Source organism: Blautia sp. MSK.20.85, from assembly GCF_013317245.1.
GTDB lineage: Bacteria > Bacillota > Clostridia > Lachnospirales > Lachnospiraceae > Blautia_A.
This window is the reverse complement of sequence record NZ_JAAIUN010000007.1, coordinates 88863-108337: the sequence shown is the minus strand read 5'-3', so window position 1 is coordinate 108337 and position 19475 is coordinate 88863. Positions and strand designations below refer to the sequence as shown.

General features: G+C 46.9%; 17 protein-coding genes. 2 read left to right on the top strand and 15 right to left on the bottom strand.

Annotated elements, in window-relative coordinates; all coding sequences use genetic code 11:
* Window positions 1-22: 22 nt before the first annotated feature.
* Both G5B12_RS06005 and G5B12_RS06000 read right to left on the bottom strand, forming a co-directional pair.
* Window positions 23-529, bottom strand: coding sequence for a cob(I)yrinic acid a,c-diamide adenosyltransferase (locus tag G5B12_RS06005; RefSeq protein ID WP_174087914.1), 507 nt, complete (start codon window positions 527-529; stop codon window positions 23-25).
* Between the two features lie 132 nt (window positions 530-661).
* Complete coding sequence (locus tag G5B12_RS06000; RefSeq protein WP_021975802.1) at window positions 662-1288, bottom strand: single-stranded DNA-binding protein; 627 nt, start codon at window positions 1286-1288, stop codon at window positions 662-664.
* A gap of 200 nt (window positions 1289-1488) precedes the next feature.
* Between G5B12_RS06000 and typA the strand changes: the two genes are divergently transcribed.
* The gene (gene typA, locus G5B12_RS05995; protein WP_021975803.1) at window positions 1489-3321 is read left to right on the top strand and encodes a translational GTPase TypA; all 1833 of its coding nucleotides are present in this window, start codon (window positions 1489-1491) and stop codon (window positions 3319-3321) included.
* 85 nt (window positions 3322-3406) lie between these two features.
* Here typA and G5B12_RS05990 read toward each other — a convergent pair whose 3' ends face one another.
* A complete protein-coding gene (locus tag G5B12_RS05990; protein WP_174087913.1) occupies window positions 3407-3544 on the bottom strand; it encodes a hypothetical protein in 138 nt (45 codons plus the stop codon).
* Between the two features lie 716 nt (window positions 3545-4260).
* On the opposite strand from G5B12_RS05990, the gene adhE reads away from it, so the two are divergent.
* Window positions 4261-6897: a bifunctional acetaldehyde-CoA/alcohol dehydrogenase gene (gene adhE, locus G5B12_RS05985; protein ID WP_118061794.1), complete on the top strand. Its 2637-nt coding sequence runs from the start codon at window positions 4261-4263 to the stop codon at window positions 6895-6897.
* A gap of 171 nt (window positions 6898-7068) precedes the next feature.
* Here the strand turns inward: adhE and G5B12_RS05980 are convergent, their stop codons facing one another.
* The 12 genes from G5B12_RS05980 to G5B12_RS05925 all read right to left on the bottom strand — a co-directional run bounded on the left by G5B12_RS05980 (window position 7069) and on the right by G5B12_RS05925 (window position 19381).
* Window positions 7069-8259, bottom strand: coding sequence for a pyridoxal phosphate-dependent aminotransferase (locus G5B12_RS05980; protein ID WP_174087912.1), 1191 nt, complete (start codon window positions 8257-8259; stop codon window positions 7069-7071).
* Between the two features lie 315 nt (window positions 8260-8574).
* Complete coding sequence (locus G5B12_RS05975) at window positions 8575-9123, bottom strand: phosphatase PAP2 family protein (RefSeq protein WP_118061898.1); 549 nt, start codon at window positions 9121-9123, stop codon at window positions 8575-8577.
* Window positions 9124-9383: 260 nt separating this feature from the next.
* Entirely contained in the window at window positions 9384-10058 is a 675-nt protein-coding gene (locus G5B12_RS05970) for a V-type ATP synthase subunit D (protein WP_021975777.1), read from the bottom strand.
* Window positions 10059-10072: 14 nt separating this feature from the next.
* Window positions 10073-11446, bottom strand: a complete 1374-nt coding sequence (locus G5B12_RS05965) for a V-type ATP synthase subunit B (protein ID WP_118061791.1) — start codon at window positions 11444-11446, stop codon at window positions 10073-10075.
* Between the two features lies 1 nt (window position 11447).
* Entirely contained in the window at window positions 11448-13217 is a 1770-nt protein-coding gene (locus tag G5B12_RS05960; protein WP_021977445.1) for a V-type ATP synthase subunit A, read from the bottom strand.
* A 24-nt stretch (window positions 13218-13241) separates the two neighbouring features.
* The gene (locus G5B12_RS05955; RefSeq protein ID WP_021977446.1) at window positions 13242-13562 is read right to left on the bottom strand and encodes a V-type ATP synthase subunit F; all 321 of its coding nucleotides are present in this window, start codon (window positions 13560-13562) and stop codon (window positions 13242-13244) included.
* The gene (locus G5B12_RS05950; RefSeq protein WP_174087911.1) at window positions 13555-14526 is read right to left on the bottom strand and encodes a V0D/AC39 family V-type ATPase subunit; all 972 of its coding nucleotides are present in this window, start codon (window positions 14524-14526) and stop codon (window positions 13555-13557) included. Before G5B12_RS05950 ends, G5B12_RS05955 begins: the two co-directional genes overlap by 8 nt.
* 30 nt (window positions 14527-14556) lie before the next feature.
* The gene (locus tag G5B12_RS05945; protein WP_021977448.1) at window positions 14557-15150 is read right to left on the bottom strand and encodes a V-type ATP synthase subunit E; all 594 of its coding nucleotides are present in this window, start codon (window positions 15148-15150) and stop codon (window positions 14557-14559) included.
* Between the two features lie 20 nt (window positions 15151-15170).
* Window positions 15171-15641 carry a V-type ATP synthase subunit K gene (locus G5B12_RS05940; RefSeq protein WP_015526259.1) on the bottom strand — a complete coding sequence of 157 codons (471 nt, stop codon included), beginning with the start codon at window positions 15639-15641 and terminating at the stop codon, window positions 15171-15173.
* Between the two features lie 4 nt (window positions 15642-15645).
* A complete protein-coding gene (locus tag G5B12_RS05935) occupies window positions 15646-17652 on the bottom strand; it encodes a V-type ATP synthase subunit I (RefSeq protein ID WP_174087910.1) in 2007 nt (668 codons plus the stop codon).
* Between the two features lie 16 nt (window positions 17653-17668).
* Window positions 17669-17977 (bottom strand): V-type ATPase subunit subunit G family protein, encoded by a 309-nt coding sequence (locus G5B12_RS05930; protein WP_021977450.1) that lies wholly within the window; start codon window positions 17975-17977, stop codon window positions 17669-17671.
* Window positions 17978-18283: 306 nt separating this feature from the next.
* Window positions 18284-19381 carry a substrate-binding domain-containing protein gene (locus G5B12_RS05925; RefSeq protein WP_174087909.1) on the bottom strand — a complete coding sequence of 366 codons (1098 nt, stop codon included), beginning with the start codon at window positions 19379-19381 and terminating at the stop codon, window positions 18284-18286.
* Between the last annotated feature and the right edge of the window lie 94 nt (window positions 19382-19475).

Sequence of the window (19475 nt, the reverse complement as noted above, 5' to 3'; positions counted from 1 at the left end):
TCTTTCTTCTGTGAACTGTTGCTTATTCCCGTTCCTGTCCGGTCAGCTCTGTTGTCATTGTGGTAACACTGTCCACATATGGCTTCAATGCTTCCGGAAGCCAGCGTCCGGTCATAACTATGTGCATACTTTCATCCTTCTGCTTAAGCATATCGATGATCGTCTCAACTGGAGCGATTCCTTTATCCATAAGCCCGAGGATTTCATCCAGCAGCAGAAAATCACACTCTCCGGTAGCAATTACCTTCCGTGCAAAATTAAGGCCGTTGAGAATATTGGTTCTCTCTTCTGTCTTTTCCTGCTCACTCAGGTCATTATAGCAGGTGTCCATTTTTTCGAAACGGAAAATCTTGAAATCAAGATTATCCAGATCCTCAAGAAAATCCAGTTCTCTGCGTTCCCTGCCCTTGAGAAACTGTATGATGATCACACTTTTTCCCTGCGCGGCAAAGCGCAAAGCCTGGCCGACAGCCAGTGTCGTCTTTCCTTTCCCGTTCCCGCAATAAACCTCTGTTATTTCTTTTTCCATGATTCTTCCTCTTACTGTTTAGTGAAACCGGTAATTCCCCATTCTTTTAATTTTTCTTATATTACCGCAGATTGGCTGGAAATGCAAGTGTTACCTTAATGTTCCCACCAATATTCCATAACCTGTCCAATGTTACTCAACATATTCCAATTTGCTCACCGAAACTTCATAGGCTATCCTTTTTTCTGTCTCATTTTCACTGATTCGTTTCATATATTCCCTGCTCTGAATTCTGCCCCAGATCAGCACATGTCCGCCTACTTCAAAAGCCGAAGCATATCTGGCATTTCTTCCCCAGCATATACATGGTATGTAATCGGATTTTCCGTAAGGACGGTTGACTGCCATCAGAAGATCCGCAATCTCCCTTCCAAGCGGAGTTTTTCTGTATACAGGCGGTTTGCAGATATACCCGTCCAGAAAAATCTGATTGACCGGTATGGATTCCTCTCCCTCTTCCACAAATTTCACTTCCCTGGCAAATACCGAAAGCACAAGTCTATTTCTCTTTTCCTCATGACGGTTATAGGACCGGAACTGTCCGTGGATTTCAATATACTCCCCAACATAGTCCTGGGTGATATCAATCAGACGCTCGGACACCATCACCGGAATCCTGTCCTCAGAATCGCTGAGACGTTTTACCAGAATATCCATCATATAAAAACCTTCTCCAAAAACCTGATGGCTGAAGGTAAATCCGGTGGCAATGCGCCCCATAACCGATACCTGATTGTTTTCAATAATTTTATCTGCCATAATAAGTAGCTCTCCTTCCTCTTCGTGTATTTCGTCTATACCAATGTATGTGCATTTGAGGTATAATATGTCTGGAAAATGAAAAACTAAAAATATTTTTTTATATCTTGTAATCTCACGAAAATGTGATAAACTGTAAATTTGGACATCATTTTTAACAAAAAGATTACTTATATATGGAAAGAAAGGATTTGGATTATATGAAGACCAAGCGTGAAGATGTTCGTAACGTGGCCATTATCGCCCATGTCGATCACGGTAAAACAACACTTGTTGACGAGCTTTTGAAACAGAGCGGTGTTTTCCGTGAGAACCAGGAAGTCCAGGAACGTGTCATGGACTCCAACGATATTGAGCGTGAGCGCGGCATTACGATTCTCTCCAAAAACACCGCAGTTCATTACAAGGGTGTAAAAATCAATATCATCGACACTCCAGGCCATGCGGACTTCGGCGGCGAGGTAGAGCGTGTGCTGAAGATGGTAGACGGCGTTATTCTTCTTGTGGACGCCTTCGAGGGTGCCATGCCTCAGACTAAATTTGTACTTCGTAAAGCTCTCGAACTGAACCTGCATGTTATTGTCTGCATCAACAAGATCGACCGTCCGGAAGCACGTCCGGAGGAAGTTGTTGACGAAGTTCTGGAACTTCTCATGGATCTGGACGCATCTGACGAGCAGCTGGACTGCCCGTTCCTGTATGCCTCCGCAAAAGCCGGCTATGCAGTTCGTAACCTTGAGGACAAGCCTGAGAATATGGCTCCGCTTTTTGAGACCATCCTTGATGCAATTCCTGCTCCGGAGGGAGATCCGGACGGAGATACACAGGTTCTTATCAGCACCATCGACTACAATGAATATGTAGGCCGTATCGGTGTCGGTAAAGTTGAGCGCGGAACCATTTCCGTGAACCAGGAGCTGATGCTTCTGAACCATCATGACCCGGACAAACACGAGCGCGTAAAGATCAGCAAGCTCTACGAATTTGACGGCCTGAACAAGGTTGAAGTCAAGAGTGCTACCATCGGAGCCATCGTTGCGATCTCCGGTATTGCAGATATCCACATTGGAGATACACTCTGTGCAGGAGATAACCCGGAGTCCATTCCGTTCCAGAAGATTTCCGAGCCTACCATCTCCATGAACTTCCTTGTAAACGACAGCCCGCTTGCAGGACAGGAAGGTAAATTTATCACTTCCCGTCACCTTCGTGACCGCCTCTACCGTGAGCTGAATACAGACGTCAGCCTTCGTGTGGAAGACACAGATACAACTGAGTGCTTCAAGGTTTCCGGCCGTGGTGAGCTTCACCTTTCCGTTCTTATTGAGAACATGCGCCGTGAAGGATATGAATTTGCAGTCAGCAAACCGGAGGTTCTCTATCATACAGACGAGCGCGGACGCAAACTGGAGCCGATCGAGATCGCATATGTTGATGTTCCGGAGGAATTTTCCGGTACCATCATCCAGAAACTCAGCGAGCGTAAAGGTGAACTTCAGGGTATGAGCACAGCAAGCGACGGAACTGTACGTCTTGAGTTCTCCATCCCTTCCCGTGGACTGATCGGATTCCGTAACGAATTCCTTACCTCCACCAAGGGTACCGGTATCCTGAACACCATGTTTGACGGATATGCACCATACAAGGGAGACTTCCCGTATCGTAAACAGGGTTCCCTCATCGCTTTCGAGGCAGGCGAGACTGTAACTTACGGTCTTTTCTCCGCTCAGGAGCGTGGTACTCTCTTCGTCGGACCTGGCGAGAAGGTTTACAGCGGTATGGTTATCGGACAGAATGGTAAGGCTGAGGATATCGAGCTGAATGTCTGCAAGACCAAGCACCTCACCAACACCCGTTCTTCTTCGGCAGACGATGCGCTGAAGCTTGTTCCGCCTAAGGTATTAAGCCTTGAGCAGGCAATCGAGTTCATCGACCAGGATGAGCTTCTTGAGGTAACTCCTAAGAGCCTTCGTATCCGTAAACGTATCCTGGATTCCAGAGATCGAAAACGTGCTGCATTCCGCAAGAGCTGATAGAATTTTGACGATTATTTATTGTTTACTGGATTCTGGCAGTGTTTTGCAGTTATAAAGGATTCGGATATATCTTTAACACGATTTACACAACTGTCATACGGGAATCATTTCCTGTATGGCAGTTTTTTTCTGGAATCATTTCCTGCATGACCGTTTCTTTCTGCAGGAAGAATCCAGGCTGCAGGATTCTCTGCCTGTGGCGAATTTCCTTGAACAACATCGGGCTTTCCTGCTCGCAGGATTCTGGCAGTTATCTCCTGCCCTGTTTTTTATTTTCAGACAAATCTATCCATTTCTTTCTGCATTCCTGAAAAAATTCTCCATATATTTTGCTTAATTGTTCTGAAAGCTCAAATAATTTCAAGTTTTTTTATCAATTATGGTTTGACGCTTTACCGTGACATGATATTTTTGTGAATTATTTATCAAAATTCTTCGTTATTTTCGTTAATTATTTATCACATTCGCTATTGACGTCTGGAATCTGTTAAATTATAATGTGTTCATGATTGATTGACAAAAGTTTAACGTTAATGTTTTAACTGCATGATACGTTTTGTCTTTTGCCAGCCCCTCATATGTGTGCATGTTTTTTGTCAGTGCTGACAAATATTTAACATGTTTTTTGTGCACAGTGCTGAATTTAAAGATTTTTTTTAAAGGATTTTTCAATAATTCAGCGTTCTGCGGAGTGAAATTTACAGTATTTTCCCCTGATTTTCTGTTCGTCATTTTGCACATAGCTGCAAAATTCAGAATTTGCGTTTTTTTCTGAATTTTGATACTATATAATCATCGAAACAGAAAATTCAATCAGATTGAATCAACCAAGCAACGCAGCGCGGGGACTTACAAAAACTCTGCAGCATCTGCCGGCATAAAAAACAGGCCCGCAGAACCACAGATCATTATCATATGAAAACAGGAGGATTCCACATGGCAAAGAAAGAAACTATCCCTACCATCATCGACACTCCAGAAGCCCTGACCGCGAAAATGGCTGCAATGAAAGAAGCACAGAAGATCTTCGCTACCTACACACAGGAGCAGGTTGACAAGATCTTTAAGGCAGCTGCTACTGCCGCCGACAAAATGCGTATCCCACTTGCCAAAATGGCCGTTGAAGAAACAGGCATGGGTATCATGGAAGATAAGGTTATCAAGAACCATTACGCAGCAGAGTATGTTTATAATGCATACAAGAACACACAGACATGTGGTGTTGTAGAAGAAGACAAGGCATACGGAATCAAGAAGATCCTGGAGCCTGTAGGACTGGTTGCCGCAGTTATCCCGACTACCAACCCGACTTCCACAGCAATCTTTAAATCTCTTATTTCTCTGAAAACACGTAACGCAATCATCATCAGCCCGCATCCGCGTGCCAAGAAGTCTACCATTGAAGCAGCGAAAGTTGTTCTGGATGCAGCTGTTGCCGCTGGTGCACCGGAAGGAATCATCGGATGGATCGATATCCCGAGCCTTGAGCTGACCAACATGGTTATGCAGAACGCAGATATCATCCTTGCAACCGGTGGTCCTGGAATGGTTAAGGCAGCTTACTCCTCCGGTAAACCTGCTGTTGGTGTTGGACCTGGAAATACACCTGCCATCATTGATGACAGTGCAGATATCCGTCTTGCAGTTAACTCCATTATCCACTCCAAGACATTTGACAATGGTATGATCTGTGCTTCCGAACAGTCCGTAACTGTTCTGGAGAGCATTTATAAAGAAGTAAAAGAAGAGTTCCTTTACAGAGGATGCTACTTCCTTAAAAAAGACGAGATCGAGAAAGTCAGAAAGACAATCCTCATCAACGGCGCTCTGAATGCCAAGATCGTAGGCCAGAAGGCAGCTACCATCGCCGAGATGGCAGGCGTTACCGTACCGGCTGAGACCAAGATCCTTATCGGTGAGGTTGAGTCCGTTGATATCAGCGAGGAATTCGCACACGAGAAACTTTCCCCTGTACTTGCCATGTACAAGGCTAAGAATTTTGACGATGCTATCGCAAAAGCTGAGCGTCTTGTTGCTGACGGCGGCTACGGCCATACATCTTCCCTCTACATCAACGTGAATGAGACAGAGAAGATGGATAAATTCGAGGCAGCTATGAAGACCTGCCGTATCCTTATCAATACGCCTTCTTCTCAGGGTGGTATCGGTGACCTTTACAACTTCAAACTTGCTCCATCCCTCACTCTTGGCTGCGGTTCCTGGGGCGGTAACTCCGTATCCGAGAACGTTGGTGTCAAGCACCTTCTGAATATCAAGACCGTTGCTGAAAGGAGAGAGAATATGCTCTGGATGAGAACACCGGAAAAGGTTTACTTTAAGAAAGGCTGTATGCCGGTTGCTCTTGACGAGCTCGGTACTGTTATGGGCAAGAAACGCTGCTTCATCGTAACAGACTCCTTCCTCTACAAGAACGGTTACACCAAACCAATCGAAGATAAACTGGATCAGATGGGCATCGTTCATACATGCTTCTCTGATGTAGCACCAGATCCATCTCTCGCTTCCGCAAAAGCCGGAGCCAAGGCTATGACAGCATTTGAGCCTGACTGCATCATCGCTCTTGGTGGTGGTTCCGCAATGGATGCCGGCAAGGTTATGTGGATGCTTTATGAGAATCCGGACGCTGACTTCTCCGATATGTCCATGGACTTCCTGGATATCCGTAAGAGAGTTTACACCTTCCCGAAGATGGGTAAAAAAGCTTACTTCGTAGCAATCCCGACATCTTCCGGTACAGGTTCCGAGGTTACACCTTTCGCCATCATCACAGATCAGGATACCGGCGTTAAATGGCCGCTGGCTGACTATGAGCTTCTTCCGGATATGGCGATCGTAGATACCAACAACATGATGAGCGCACCGAAGGGACTGACCCGTGCTTCCGGTATCGACGTTATGACACATGCAATCGAGGCTTATGTTTCCATGATGGCTTCCGATTACACAGACGGTCTTGCACTGAAAGCGATCAAACTGGTATTTGAGTATCTGCCACGTGCATATAAAGACGGCAACGATGTAGAGGCAAGAGACCATATGGCTAACGCTTCCTGCATGGCAGGTCTTGCATTCGCCAATGCATTCCTCGGTGTTAACCACTCTCTCGCTCACAAACTTGGTGCTTTCCATCACCTGCCACACGGTATCGCAAACGCAGTTGTTCTTCTGGATGTTATGCGTTACAACAGTGCTGAGGTTCCGACCAAGATGGGTACCTTCCCACAGTACCAGTATCCAAAGACACTTGCCCGCTATGCTGAGATCGGCCGTTCTGTAGGTCTTACAGGCAAGAACGATGCAGAAGTATTCGAAAAACTTCTCGCCAAACTGGATGACCTGATGAGAACAATCGAGATCATGCCTACAATCCGTGACTACGGCGTAGATGAGAAATACTTCCTGGAGACTCTGGATGAGATGTCCGAGCAGGCCTTCAATGACCAGTGCACCGGCGCTAACCCGAGATATCCACTTGTATCCGAGCTGAAAGATATCTATCTGAAGGCATACTACGGAGAAATGCCAAAGAAAGAAGAGAAAAAAGCCAAATAAATGTGGAACACCCTTCTAAGGGAAACACGGCCGGGAGTTTATTCGCTCCCGGCTGCGTTTCCTTTGCTTATTTCCCTCTTGCAAAAGATCCCCGATACAGTTCTGTATGAACAGGCTGTACCGGGGATCTCTTATATAATCGCTTTATAATTATCGTTTATTCTCGTTAATTTATTTCAGGCCATACTCTGCTGCAAGTTTCTTAAACTCCGGAAGAGAATTTACAATGGTATCATAAGATACACAGTATGCCAGTCTCACATAACCAGGGCATGCGAAGGAGCTTCCCGGTACCATGAGGATGTTATATTTCTTGCCGGCCTCGCAGAAGGCTTTTTCATCAGCTACCGGAGATTTTACGAAGAGATAGAACGCACCCTGTGGTTTGATGCACTCAAAGCCGCATTCTTTCAGGCCATTGTAAAGTGCCTGACGGTTTTTATCGTAAGCTGCAAGATCTGTCTTTGCATCTACACATTTCGCAACTACTTTCTGGATCAGGGATGGTGCATTTACGCAGCCAAGTGTACGGTTTGCGATGGTTGCAGCTGAGATCAGTTCTTCACTTCCGTCCGCCTCATCCGGGATCACCAGATATCCGATACGCTCTCCCGGAAGGGAAAGAGATTTGCTGTAAGAATATCCCACAACTGTATTGTCATAATATTTCGTCAGGTACGGAACTTCCACGCCATCGTAAGCCAGTTCACGGTATGGCTCATCGGAGATCAGGTAGATCACGGTTCCGAACTCTTTTTGTTTTGCTTCCAAAATTGCGGAAAGTTTCCTGATTGTTTCTTCTGAATATACAACTCCGGTCGGATTGTGCGGAGTATTTACGATAACTGCTTTTGTCTTCGGTGTGATCTTCTGCTCAAATTCAGCGAGATTTGGCTGGAAGGTTGTGGTATCCGAAGAGATTTCCACAAGGACACCGTCATAATTGCGGACATATGCACCGTATTCCAGAAAATATGGTGCAAAAACGATCACCTCTTCTCCCGGGTTCAGGATCGTCTTCAGAATTACGTTCAGGCCGCTTGCAGCGCCTACTGTCATGATCAGGTTCTTTGCAGAAAATTTTGTATCAAAACGTCTGTTTAAAGATTCTGCGATAGTCTGGCGTACATCTTCAAAACCTGCGTTGCTCATATATCCGTGAAGGACGGTCGGGTCCGTATTATTTACAAGATCGATAATGGCTTCACGAACACTGTCCGGCGCCGGTACACTTGGATTTCCAAGGCTGAAATCAAAAACCTTATCTGCGCCGTATTTTGCACGGAGGCGGTTTCCTTCCTCAAACATCATACGGATGGCAGAATTGTTTTTTACGTAGGGTTTCATTTTTTCTGATATCATTTCGTGTTCTCTCCTTTTATTCTGAGCAGGCTTGCTCCTCCTGATACAAGCAAGTCCCCACCCATTGCTTATTGCTTTTCACAACCCCACAGGGCTCTTCCCTGATCTGGTTTAATTTCTACATCATCATTTTCACCGTTTCCTGACAATCTTGTTTATAATTGTACCCCGTTTCCGTCTGGCGTGTCAATACTTTATCAAATTAAAGTGTATATAAAAAAATCCCTGGGAAAGTGACACACATTCCCAGGGAACTTCCTTTATTTGGTTAAACCCACATTATATACTTCTATTTCTCAACATCTGTTATCAAACTTATTGATTTCCCAGCTTCGTCCTCACACCCCACACAGCCAGCGAGCTTCCCACCAGCGCAACAACGAACCCGGCAAGGACATCTGTAGGATAATGGACACCAAGATATAATCTGGAAAATGCCACCAGCGCTGCCAGGACTACTGCCGGGATTCCGATTTTCTTGGGGAGCATCCGAAGCATTACCAGGGCAACGGCAAAGGATGCTGTGGTGTGGCCTGACGGAAAGGAGAAATCCGTTGGTTTGGCGATCAGCGGGATCAGAGCTTCGATTTCCGCAAAAGGCCTTGGCCTTGCTACTATGTTTTTGAGAAGCAGATTCGTAACGATCACTCCGAAAATCAGGGACAAAACTGCCGCATAGCCTGTTTTTCTTGTCTTTGGAACAGCAAGAAGAACAACTGCACAGAGGATCCAGAACCATCCTCCGTTTCCCAGAAATGTAACGATTTTCATAAATGGTGTCAGCATATCCGTTCTTAAATGCTGCTGGATCTGGAGAAGGATTTCTCCGTCCAGATTCTGTACTGACTGTAAAAAAGTATTCATATGTATTCCCTTCTCTTTCTGCTGCGACAGGTAGATAAAATACCCGGGCTTGTCTTCCGCCGCACATTCTTTACTGTTGATCATTATACCGTACATCTCTTGATTTTCTGAAAACGAAAACTAAATATTTTATAAATAAAACGCCCCTGCACTGTTCAAACCATCGCACAGCACAGAGGCGTCTCCTTCCCGTTACTCAAAACTTTCTATATCAACTTTTCTTTTTCTTTGCAGGATGCCTGCGCTTTGTATTTTATGCTTTACGCTCCGCGCTCTGCCTCCCGCTCCTTGTAATGATGTGCCTCCTCCAGCATCATATCTTTCACCTTCATCAGCCGGATCTGGGTACTTCTCTCGTTCTCGTCCAGCTTCATGGTGATGTATTTGATGTTTGCCTGTGCTTCCGGTATGATGACATGCTCCAGGGCGTTTACACGACGCCTTGTTTTTTCGATCTCAGAAGCCATCAGCTGACAGGCTTTTTCCACTTCTGCCAGTCGGAGCATATCCGGCAGGATATCTGCCAGAGATTTTACCGCTCCGTCCAGATCACTGGAGGTAAAAGCAAAACCATAGGAATAGATATCGTTGGCATCCGGGGTTCTTGTTTTGTATTCAAAAACAGGAATATCCACACTCATGACATTCTTTTTGCCGGTTTCCAGATAGACTTCCTGCTTGGGAGCCATCAGAGCGGTGTTCAGAGTCTCCTCCGACATTCCGGCTTTTGCAATGACAAAATTGGTGTTGGCACTTCGGATACCAGCCTCTACTTTTTTACGCAGCTCCATGTTCTCGCGCACCAGATCCAGGAACTGTCGCATCAGCTCGTCCCGCTTATCCTTCAGAAGCTTATGGCCACGGACTGCAGTCACCAGCTTCTTTTTCTGCTTCGTAAGCTCCATACGGGTAGGATTCACCTGTGTTGATGCCACAAATCATCCCCCCTTTATACTTTTCCGTAATACTGGTCAAGGAATTTGTCATCGATACGTTTCAGCTCGCTTCTCGGAAGAATGGAAAGCAGCTTCCAGCCGATGGCCAGGGTTTCCTCGATATCACGGTTTGCCTGATAGCCCTGGGAAACATATTCCTTCTCAAAAGCATCCGCAAATTTCGCATAGATCAGGTCAATGTCAGAGAGGGCAGCCTCACCAAGAATGGTCATCAGCTCTTTGGCCTCTTTACCACGGGCATATGCGGCAAACAGCTGGTTCATGGTGTTGGCATGGTCTGCTCTTGTCTTACCCTCACCGATACCTTTATCTTTCAGTCGTGACAGAGACGGAAGAACATCAATGGGCGGTGTGATTCCTTTACGGTAAAGCTCACGGCTCAGAATGATCTGTCCCTCTGTGATGTAACCGGTAAGGTCAGGGATCGGATGGGTCTTGTCATCCTCAGGCATGGTCAGGATCGGAACCATGGTGATACTTCCTGCTTTTCCTTTCTGACGGCCTGCACGCTCGTAGAGAGAAGCAAGGTCTGTATACATGTATCCGGGATATCCACGACGGCCCGGAACCTCTTTACGTGCTGCAGAAACCTCACGGAGAGCATCCGCATAGTTTGTGATATCTGTAAGGATTACAAGAACGTGCATGTCTTTTTCGAAGGCAAGATACTCTGCTGCTGTCAGTGCCATTCGCGGAGTAGCGATACGCTCAACAGCCGGGTCATTTGCCAGGTTTACAAAAAGAACAGTACGGTCTATAGCCCCAGTTTCCTTAAAGCTCTCTACGAAGAAGTTTGACTCCTCAAAAGTGATACCCATGGCAGCAAATACAACGGCGAACTGCTCGTCTTTTCCGCGAACCTTCGCCTGTCTCGCGATCTGTGCCGCAAGCTGTGCATGAGGAAGACCGGATGCGGAGAAGATCGGAAGTTTCTGCCCACGTACCAGGGTGTTCAGTCCGTCAATAGCGGATACACCGGTCTGGATAAACTCCTCCGGATAACTTCTGGCTGCCGGATTCATCGGCAGGCCATTGATATCTCTTCTCTCTTCCGGAAGGATCTCCGGACCGTCATCAATGGGACGGCCCAGTCCGTCAAAGACACGGCCCAGCATATCGCCGGATACACCAAGCTCCATGCTTCGTCCCAGAAAACGTACTTTACTGTTGGAAAGGTTGATACCTGTGGAACTCTCAAACAACTGTACCAGCGCATTGCTTCCGTCAATCTCCAGAACACGGCATCTTCTTGTTTCGCCATCGGCAAGCTCAATCTCACCCAGCTCGTCAAATGCCACATCTTCAACGCCTCGTACCAGCATCAAAGGGCCGGCAACTTCCTGTATGGTCCTATATTCTTTTGGCATTTTACAGGCCCTCCTTTCCCAGAAGTTCCGCAGTCTCTGCTGCAAGCTGGCGGGTTACCTTCTCATATTCCGCTGCCAGCTGATCTTCTTTTGTATATTTGTAACGGCCGATCTGCTCACGTACCGGCAGTTTTACGATATCATTGATATCTGCACCCTGTTTCAGCGCATCCAGGCCTGCATCATAGAATGCAAGTACCAGGCGCATCATGTTGTGCTGTTTTTCCAGAGATGTATAGGTATCGATCTCATGGAAAGAGTTCTGATGAAGGAAGTCCTCGCGGATGGAACGGGCTGCTTCCATTTTCAGGCGGTCGCCCGGAGAAAGTGCATCCATACCTACCATCTTTACGATCTCTTCCAACTCTGCCTCTTCCTGGAGAAGGGTCATCATTCTCTGACGGAGCTCCATCCAGTCCGGCGCCACATTTTCATCAAACCATCCACCTACACTGTCCAGATACAGGGAATAACTGGTCAGCCAGTTGATTGCCGGGAAGTGACGTTTGTATGCAAGGTTTGCATCCAGTCCCCAGAATACCTTCACGATTCGAAGTGTTGCCTGGGAAACAGGCTCGGAAATATCACCACCTGGAGGAGATACCGCACCGATAGCTGTCAGGGCACCTTCTCTTCCGTCTTTTCCATTACAGATCACGTGTCCGGCACGCTCGTAGAACTGTGCAAGACGGGAACCCAGATACGCCGGGTAACCTTCCTCACCTGGCATCTCCTCCAGTCGTCCGGACATCTCACGGAGAGCCTCGGCCCATCTGGAAGTGGAATCTGCCATCAGTGCTACAGAGTAACCCATATCACGGAAATACTCCGCAATGGTGATACCTGTGTAAATAGAAGCCTCACGTGCCGCAACCGGCATATCTGAGGTGTTTGCGATCAGAACAGTTCTCTCCATCAGAGACTGTCCGGTTTTCGGGTCTTTCAACTCCGGAAACTCGTTCAGAACGTCTGTCATCTCGTTTCCACGCTCACCGCAGCCGATATAAACTACGATATCTGCCTCTGCCCATTTTGCAAGCTGATGCTGGATAACGGTCTTGCCGCTTCCGAACGGGCCAGGAACTGCTGCCACACCACCCTTGGCGATTGGGAACATGGTATCAATAACACGCTGGCCTGTTACCAGAGGTTTTGCCGGCGGAAGTTTTTTCTTGTATGGACGGCCACGTCGTACCGGCCAGTGCTGCATCAGTGTCAGTTCTTTATCTCCGTCTGCCGTGGAAAGAACTGCAACGGTCTCATCTACGGTAAACTCACCGGATCTGATCTCTTTCAGAGTACCTTTCATATTGGGTGGTACCATGATCTTCTGTGTAACAACGATGGTCTCCTGAACGGTTCCGAGAACATCGCCGCCTTCCAGCTCATCTCCCACTTTTGCAACCGGGACGAAATTCCATTTTTTATCCCGCTTCAGTGCAGGTACCTCAACACCTCGTTTCAGGTTGTTGCTGCCTGCTACTTTCATAATGTCATCCAGCGGACGTTGGATTCCATCGTAAATACTTGTGATAAGGCCAGGTCCCAGTTCCACGGAAAGGGGAACTTCCATAGACTCTACCGGTTCTCCCGGGCGAAGTCCTGAAGTCTCCTCATATACCTGTATGGAAGCCTCATCTTCATGCATCTCAATAATCTCACCGATCAGACGCTGGCTGCTTACACGAACCACGTCATACATATTCGCATCTCGCATACCTTTGGCAATTACCAGCGGTCCTGCTACCTTCTTAATGGTTCCTCTGCTCATCTGAACCAATCACCTGCTTTCTTGTCACTCATTGCTGAAAAGAATATCGGAGCCAACTGCCGTCTCCACAGATTTCTTTACATTTTCAATTCCTGCGCCTGTATTTCCGGCAATTCCCGGTATCTGAATGATCGCCGGCATCAGCGCTTCACTGTATTTACTGATCTCAGCGGAAAGCTGGGCTGCCAGCTGTTCCGTAATATAAATAACCGCATATTCACCGGCTGCCAGACGGTTTAGCTTCTCTTTTCCCTCTGCGGGATCTTCCACCGGAAAGGTATCAAGGCCAAGCGCCGCAAACCCGTAAATGCTGTTATAATCACCCAAAACCGCGATCTTATACATACATTTCCCTTGCCCTTTCCCGGATAAACTCTTCCGGAAGGCCGCTGCGCTTTCCGGTGAGAATGATCCGCACCGTCTTGATCTCATTCTCACGGGCGAGCACATAGGCTACCAGCGGTCCCAGTGAAAATGAATTGTACAGCTGAGGTCGGATAGTCTCCATGATCTGGTTGTCACACCATCTCTCAAAAGCGGAAGCCGATTCCGCCAGTGCCAGAGCTCCGTCCCCGTATTTCGTTTCTGCCAGATAACTCATGATCTGATCCATTCCGCTGACTGCAACGTGGATCAGTCTTTCCTTATCCAGTGTGTCACATTCTGCCATAGCTTTTTTCATGAAGTCCGAACTTTTTCCTGTTTTGCAGGCACGGACTGCGATTCGGATATCTGCTACCGCAACTGTAGATTCCGCATACTGCCGGACGATCTCTTCTTTCGATCTCTCCCCGGCCGCTCTTATGGCATCCAGTGCCGCCCGGTCTACGATAATATCCGCAAGCTGTCCATCTCTTGTGTGCAAAAAGGTCTCATAGGCTTCTCTTGCCGCTTCCCGCATATCTTCCGGAAAACGGTCGTATTCTTTATCCTTCAGGAATTTCACCATATCCTCGCCGTCAATGGCACAGTCGCTGAAAAAAATATTCGGCGTTGTCCCATCCAGGATGCTGGCCTTCACAGCCGCTTTCAGGTTATGGAAAAGATCCTGATAAGAGAGAACGGAAAAAACAGATCGGTCCGCTACCAGCGAATCCATGATCTCCCAGATCTTTTCTCGCTCCCTGGAAAGAATGGCGTCCGCACCGGCTGCAGGATCACCGTTTCCCCAGCCCTTCTCTGTAAGGATCTGAAGGCACTGCTGCTCATCCTGACATGCCAGAAGCTGTTCGATCGCCGCCTGATTCAGAAGTCCGGTCTCCAGAACACGTATCCGCGCCACCGCATAGGCATAATCTTCACCAAACATATTTCACGCCCTCCTTTTTGCGATGGTGTTTTACGCAAACAAAATCTTTCTTACCTGATCCAGAAGTTCATCCCGTTTCTCTGCAAACATGGCATCAATGGAACAGTTTTCCTCAATGCCGCCGTATACCAGGATAAAACCTCCGTCTATATTTCTGGCTTCACCGGAAATCTCCAGTGTGCCGCCTTTTTTCTGTGCCAGGCCTTTAATCTCCTCACGGAAATTCGCCGGCATACGTTCCAGATCCTTCTTTGAAAAACAGATCTCTCCTTCTCTTGGAAGCAGATATTTCTCTGCCATACTCTTAAGGATCTCAAAATATTTTCCTTCATCCAGATTCTTCACACGGTCACAGGCATCCGCAATCACCTTCCCGATCAGCTCCTGCTTGGCTGCAAGAACTGCGGTACGTTTCTTCATATCTGCGGCGGAAGCTGTCCGCTCTTCATAGCTTTTCACCTTTGCCCTGGACTGTTCTTCCCTCTGCTGCCGGATCTTATCAGCTTTTTCTCCGGCTTCCCCGAGGATCTCCGCGGCTTTTTTCTCCGCGTCACTGATCATAACGGCTGCAGAAGCATCGGCTTCTTCAAGAATCTGGCTTACCATCTTCTCTAATCCTGTCATGATCTGCCCCTCCTGATGAATCAAACCTGAATTCCGCTGACTGCAAGAATGGAGATCAGAAGAGCCAGAATCGCATATGTCTCAACCATTGCCGGGAAAAGCATGGCTTTACCGAACTGCTCCGGCTTCTTGGCTACGATGCCGATGGAAGCTACGGAAGTTTTTCCCTGATGGATCGCGGAAAGAAGGCCTGCAATGGCGATCGGGAGACATGCCACAAAGATCATAAGTCCGGTTTCCAGAGAAATATCGGCAACACCGCCGCCCAGGATCCCGACCTTGGAAAGTGCAAGGAATGCTACCAGCAGTCCGTAAATACCCTGGGTACCAGGAAGAAGCTGAAGAAGCAGAACCTTGGCAAATTTGTCCGGATCTTCTGTTACAACACCTGCTGCTGCACGGCCGGCTGTACCAACGCCGATAGCGGAACCTATACCTGCAAGAGCTACGGAAATTGCTGCTCCCAATAATGCCCAAACGATACCACTCATAATATTAATCCTCCTTAATATCTACATATTTTGTATTTTCGCGGAAGGGGTGGAACTCTTTTCCTCCGCCCTCAAAGAATTTGCCGAAGAACTCTACGTACTGTAATCGGCAGGTGTGCACGTATGCACCCAGAAGATTGATCAGAAGGTTAAATGTATGACCAATCACAAATACAAGAATAAATACGATCCATCCAAAAATGCTGTCTCCCAGCATACTGCCCATCTGGTTCATAACTGATGCGATAACACCGGTAGCCAGTCCCAGAGCAAGAAGTCTGGAATAGGAAAGGATATCACTGACCCATCCTGTGATGTTATAAAGGTCGTAAGCTCCAAGCGCCAGACGGAGGAGCGGATTCTTCTTATCTCTTCCTGACATGAAGAGAATTCCCACTGCTCCGATAATAGCCATCCATTTGCCCACCTGTATCACTGCTGACGGAAGGTTCAGGTTCATCTGAGAAATAGAACGAAACATGCTGCTCGGGATAAAGATAAGGATCAGTCCCATAAGGAGCATGAACCAGAGTACTACATCGCAGAAAAAGTCGAGATATTTTTTGTCACGGATCAGCATGTAGCCCTTAAGTCCCATTCCAAGGAACATATGAATCAGGCCAAACAGCATGGAGAACACCAGAAGTCTCATAGGCTCATTCAACGGTGCAAACCATACCGGCTTCACAGTGACCGGTTTATGCAGATATACTCTTGAGAATACATCGATAAAATCTCCGAAATATCCGCCAAACATTACGCCCCAGAACAAAGTGGACAGTCCACAGTACATGAACAGCCGGATGGATTTCTGCATTCCGCTTTCCATTCTGGGGAATTTCAGAAGCACTCCCAGACAGACCGCAAACACGATCAGTCCGTAGGCTGCATCTGATAGCATCAGTCCGAAAAGGAATACATAGCAGGCTGTCATAATGGTGGACGGATCGATCTCTCCCTTTCCGGGAAGACCAAACGCTGCAAGAACTCCTTCTCCTGCCGCTCCGAATCTGCTGTTCTGAAGGGCAACCGGAACATTTTCTCCATCAGCATCTTCTGCTTCAAAAACAATATCGTACTTCTCCGTAAGCCGTTTCTCCATTGCGGGAACCTGTTTCTTCGGAAGATATCCTGTCACAAAAAAAGTGCTCTCTGACTGGCGGAGCTGACCTAAAACTTCATATTTCTGTGCACGGATCCGGAAGTAATCGGATACAAGCTGAAGGGAATTCTTCCTGTCATGAAGATCACGGATCTGCTCCCGGATCTGTTCGGATTCTTCCTGGATGCGCACCACTTCATTCTTAAGGTTCTCCAGTTCCTGTGCCGGAACCTCTGATACCAGCTGTGCCGGTCTTGCGAATCCCTGCATGCGGAGTGCTTCTTCCATCTCCTGTGCCTGTGTCTTCAGACAGACAACCACCAGGCTCAGCTTACCGGCATCATTTGAGATTTCCTGGATGTCAAAAGCTTCAAGCTGTGGTGCGTCCACTGCCAGCTGACTGTATACCTGGTCCAGAGTTACATTCCCGTCAATACTTCCCACAAGTACTGCAGTTTTCGCTGTTCCCTGCGAATTCATGGGGATATCCAGATCCAGCCATGGAGCAAGCGCTGCTTCCTGCTGTTCGATCTTAACTACCGCTGCGCTGTTCTCTGTGAGTTTTTTCCGATATCCCTGGATCTCTCTGGCTGTCCTCAGGATCTCTTCCTGATCCCGGATGGCTTCTTCCTCCTGCTTTCTTCCGATCAGAGGCTTTCCTGCCAGGGATGCCAGCATAGATCCCTTCTCCTTCGAAAATTCATCCAGAATCTCGATTGCCTGATCGCACAGGGATGCGTTCTTTTCGAAGATCAGTCTGGCATTCATGGTATCCATGGTCTTAAGTTCCGGGTCCAGTTCCGCCGCATCGATCTCCAATACTCCAAGTGACTGCAGTTCTTCCAATATGGCCTTACGGTTCTTCTTCATTGCGCAGATACTGATTCGCTGCATCTGCAATACTGCCATTTTCGCATTCCCCCTCTCAGAACAAACTGTCCATTACTGTCTGGATGGCCTGCTCATGCTTCGACTCCGCTTTCTTTTTCAAAGCTGCAAGCTCCTCCTCTGCCTGTCCAACGACAGTGTTCTCTGTACTGTGTGCACGTTCTTCGGCTGCTTTCATATCAGATGCCGCCTGTTCACCTGCGGTTATTTCCGCTTTTCTGATAATCTCCTCCGCCTCTTTCTCAGCTTCGCTGATGATGTTCTGTGCACGGACGGATGCGTCTTTTATTTTCTGCTGTGCTTTTGCCTCCGCCTCTTTCACTGCCTTGATCGTTTCCTGGATCATCTGATCACCGCCTCTCTGCATATCCAAATTGTACCACAACTTTTTATCTAAAACAATGTTTATTATGCAATTTAACGAAAAATATATTCTTTTTGCGTCAAAAAATCGTCAAATTCGTTATATTTTTACCATTTTTTCGCAAACTTTTTATTTGTTTATTCTGTTCATATTTTTTGTTTTTATTCACAAAAAATGTTCCACACAACACAAAAAAGCCATCTGCCAGATGAAATCACTTTTTACGTTTTCATCTGGTAAATGGCTTTTGATCTTCTGGCTTTTGATTCTCTTTACATTTGTTGCCTGTCAGTTATATATATAATTTGCGTAATCTTCGCTTCCAAGGTTTTCTGCGTCGATCCATGCAGGGTCAAGTAAAACTTTTTTCTCAATTTTTGTTTCTTTCTTCGGTGCGGTGGACTGAATGGCTGCCCACATGGTCTGATATCCCATTGCATACGGATTCTGTGAAAGAACTCCAAGCTCCTGTCCGTTTTTGATTGCTTCCTGCTGTTTGCTGGTGGCATCCACACCTACCATGGCAACTTTATTCTCACCGTTGTCTTTATTTACTTCCAGAAACATCTCGGAAACATTGGCATTGGTGCAGAAAACTCCATCCAGTGCAGGATATTTATCCAGAACTTCTTTCATCGCTTCTTTCATATCATCAACCTGATCAGAATATACAGTTTCTACAACTTTAATGTCTGTATAATTTGCGATATTATCCAGAAATCCCTTTACACGCTCCTGTGAACTCTGGGTCTTCTCCTGTGCGGAAAAAATTGCTACATTTCCCATTTTTCCAATGGCGCTTCCAAGCTTATATGCAGCGTACTTACCAATCTGTGTATTGTCTGTTCCCCGAAAAGCTCTGACCAGTTTCGTATCGCTGACATTAGAATCAAATGCGATCACAGGAATGCCGTTTTCTTTGGCAGCTTCCAGCTGTGCCTGGCAGGAATCCATGTCTCCGGCAGAAAGGCATACTACAGATGGATTCTCGGCAATTACCGCATCAAGAGTATTGATCTGACTTTCTACATCTTCCTCGTTATCCGGTCCTTCGAAAGTCATTGTGATCTGCTTGTCTTTCTTGAAGCCGTATGCCTCATTCACATCTTTGACAGCAGCTTCCATTCCTTCTTTCACTTTATCCCAGAATTCGCCTTTTTTGCATTTGCTGACAACAGCTATTCTGGCACCTTCTTCAATAGAAAGGTTATCGTCGATCTCCGGGATGAGTGGACTCTTTTTCTCTTCTGCTTTCTTGGCTTCCGGGGTTTCCTGGGCATCTGCTACAAGCGGTGCAACAAGCTTCTCTGCTTCTTCTTTCTGGCATCCTGTCAGCAGGGTTACCGTAGCCAACAAGGCTACCGACGCTACTGCAGCTCTTCTCATTTTAATCTCCTCTTCCTCGCTGGTTACTGTTCTTCATCGTCTGCATTATCCGTCTACAGTAACTTATACTTTACAAAACTCTTACATTTGGTTA

Excerpts from the sequence above, each read along its gene's own strand:
- G5B12_RS05935 (WP_174087910.1), bottom strand. The coding sequence starts at position 17,652 with ATGGCAGTATTGCAGATGCAGCGAATCAGTATCTGCGCAATGAAGAAG.
- typA (WP_021975803.1), top strand. The coding sequence starts at position 1,489 with ATGAAGACCAAGCGTGAAGATGTTCGTAACGTGGCCATTATCGCCCAT.
- G5B12_RS05975 (WP_118061898.1), bottom strand. The coding sequence starts at position 9,123 with ATGAATACTTTTTTACAGTCAGTACAGAATCTGGACGGAGAAATCCTT.
- G5B12_RS05930 (WP_021977450.1), bottom strand. The coding sequence starts at position 17,977 with ATGATCCAGGAAACGATCAAGGCAGTGAAAGAGGCGGAGGCAAAAGCA.
- adhE (WP_118061794.1), top strand. The coding sequence starts at position 4,261 with ATGGCAAAGAAAGAAACTATCCCTACCATCATCGACACTCCAGAAGCC.
- G5B12_RS06000 (WP_021975802.1), bottom strand. The coding sequence starts at position 1,288 with ATGGCAGATAAAATTATTGAAAACAATCAGGTATCGGTTATGGGGCGC.
- G5B12_RS06005 (WP_174087914.1), bottom strand. The coding sequence starts at position 529 with ATGGAAAAAGAAATAACAGAGGTTTATTGCGGGAACGGGAAAGGAAAG.
- G5B12_RS05925 (WP_174087909.1), bottom strand. The coding sequence starts at position 19,381 with ATGAGAAGAGCTGCAGTAGCGTCGGTAGCCTTGTTGGCTACGGTAACC.
- G5B12_RS05965 (WP_118061791.1), bottom strand. The coding sequence starts at position 11,446 with ATGCCAAAAGAATATAGGACCATACAGGAAGTTGCCGGCCCTTTGATG.
- G5B12_RS05945 (WP_021977448.1), bottom strand. The coding sequence starts at position 15,150 with ATGACAGGATTAGAGAAGATGGTAAGCCAGATTCTTGAAGAAGCCGAT.
- G5B12_RS05960 (WP_021977445.1), bottom strand. The coding sequence starts at position 13,217 with ATGAGCAGAGGAACCATTAAGAAGGTAGCAGGACCGCTGGTAATTGCC.
- G5B12_RS05980 (WP_174087912.1), bottom strand. The coding sequence starts at position 8,259 with ATGATATCAGAAAAAATGAAACCCTACGTAAAAAACAATTCTGCCATC.
- G5B12_RS05990 (WP_174087913.1), bottom strand. The coding sequence starts at position 3,544 with ATGTTGTTCAAGGAAATTCGCCACAGGCAGAGAATCCTGCAGCCTGGA.
- G5B12_RS05950 (WP_174087911.1), bottom strand. The coding sequence starts at position 14,526 with ATGTTTGGTGAAGATTATGCCTATGCGGTGGCGCGGATACGTGTTCTG.
- G5B12_RS05940 (WP_015526259.1), bottom strand. The coding sequence starts at position 15,641 with ATGAGTGGTATCGTTTGGGCATTATTGGGAGCAGCAATTTCCGTAGCT.
- G5B12_RS05955 (WP_021977446.1), bottom strand. The coding sequence starts at position 13,562 with ATGTATAAGATCGCGGTTTTGGGTGATTATAACAGCATTTACGGGTTT.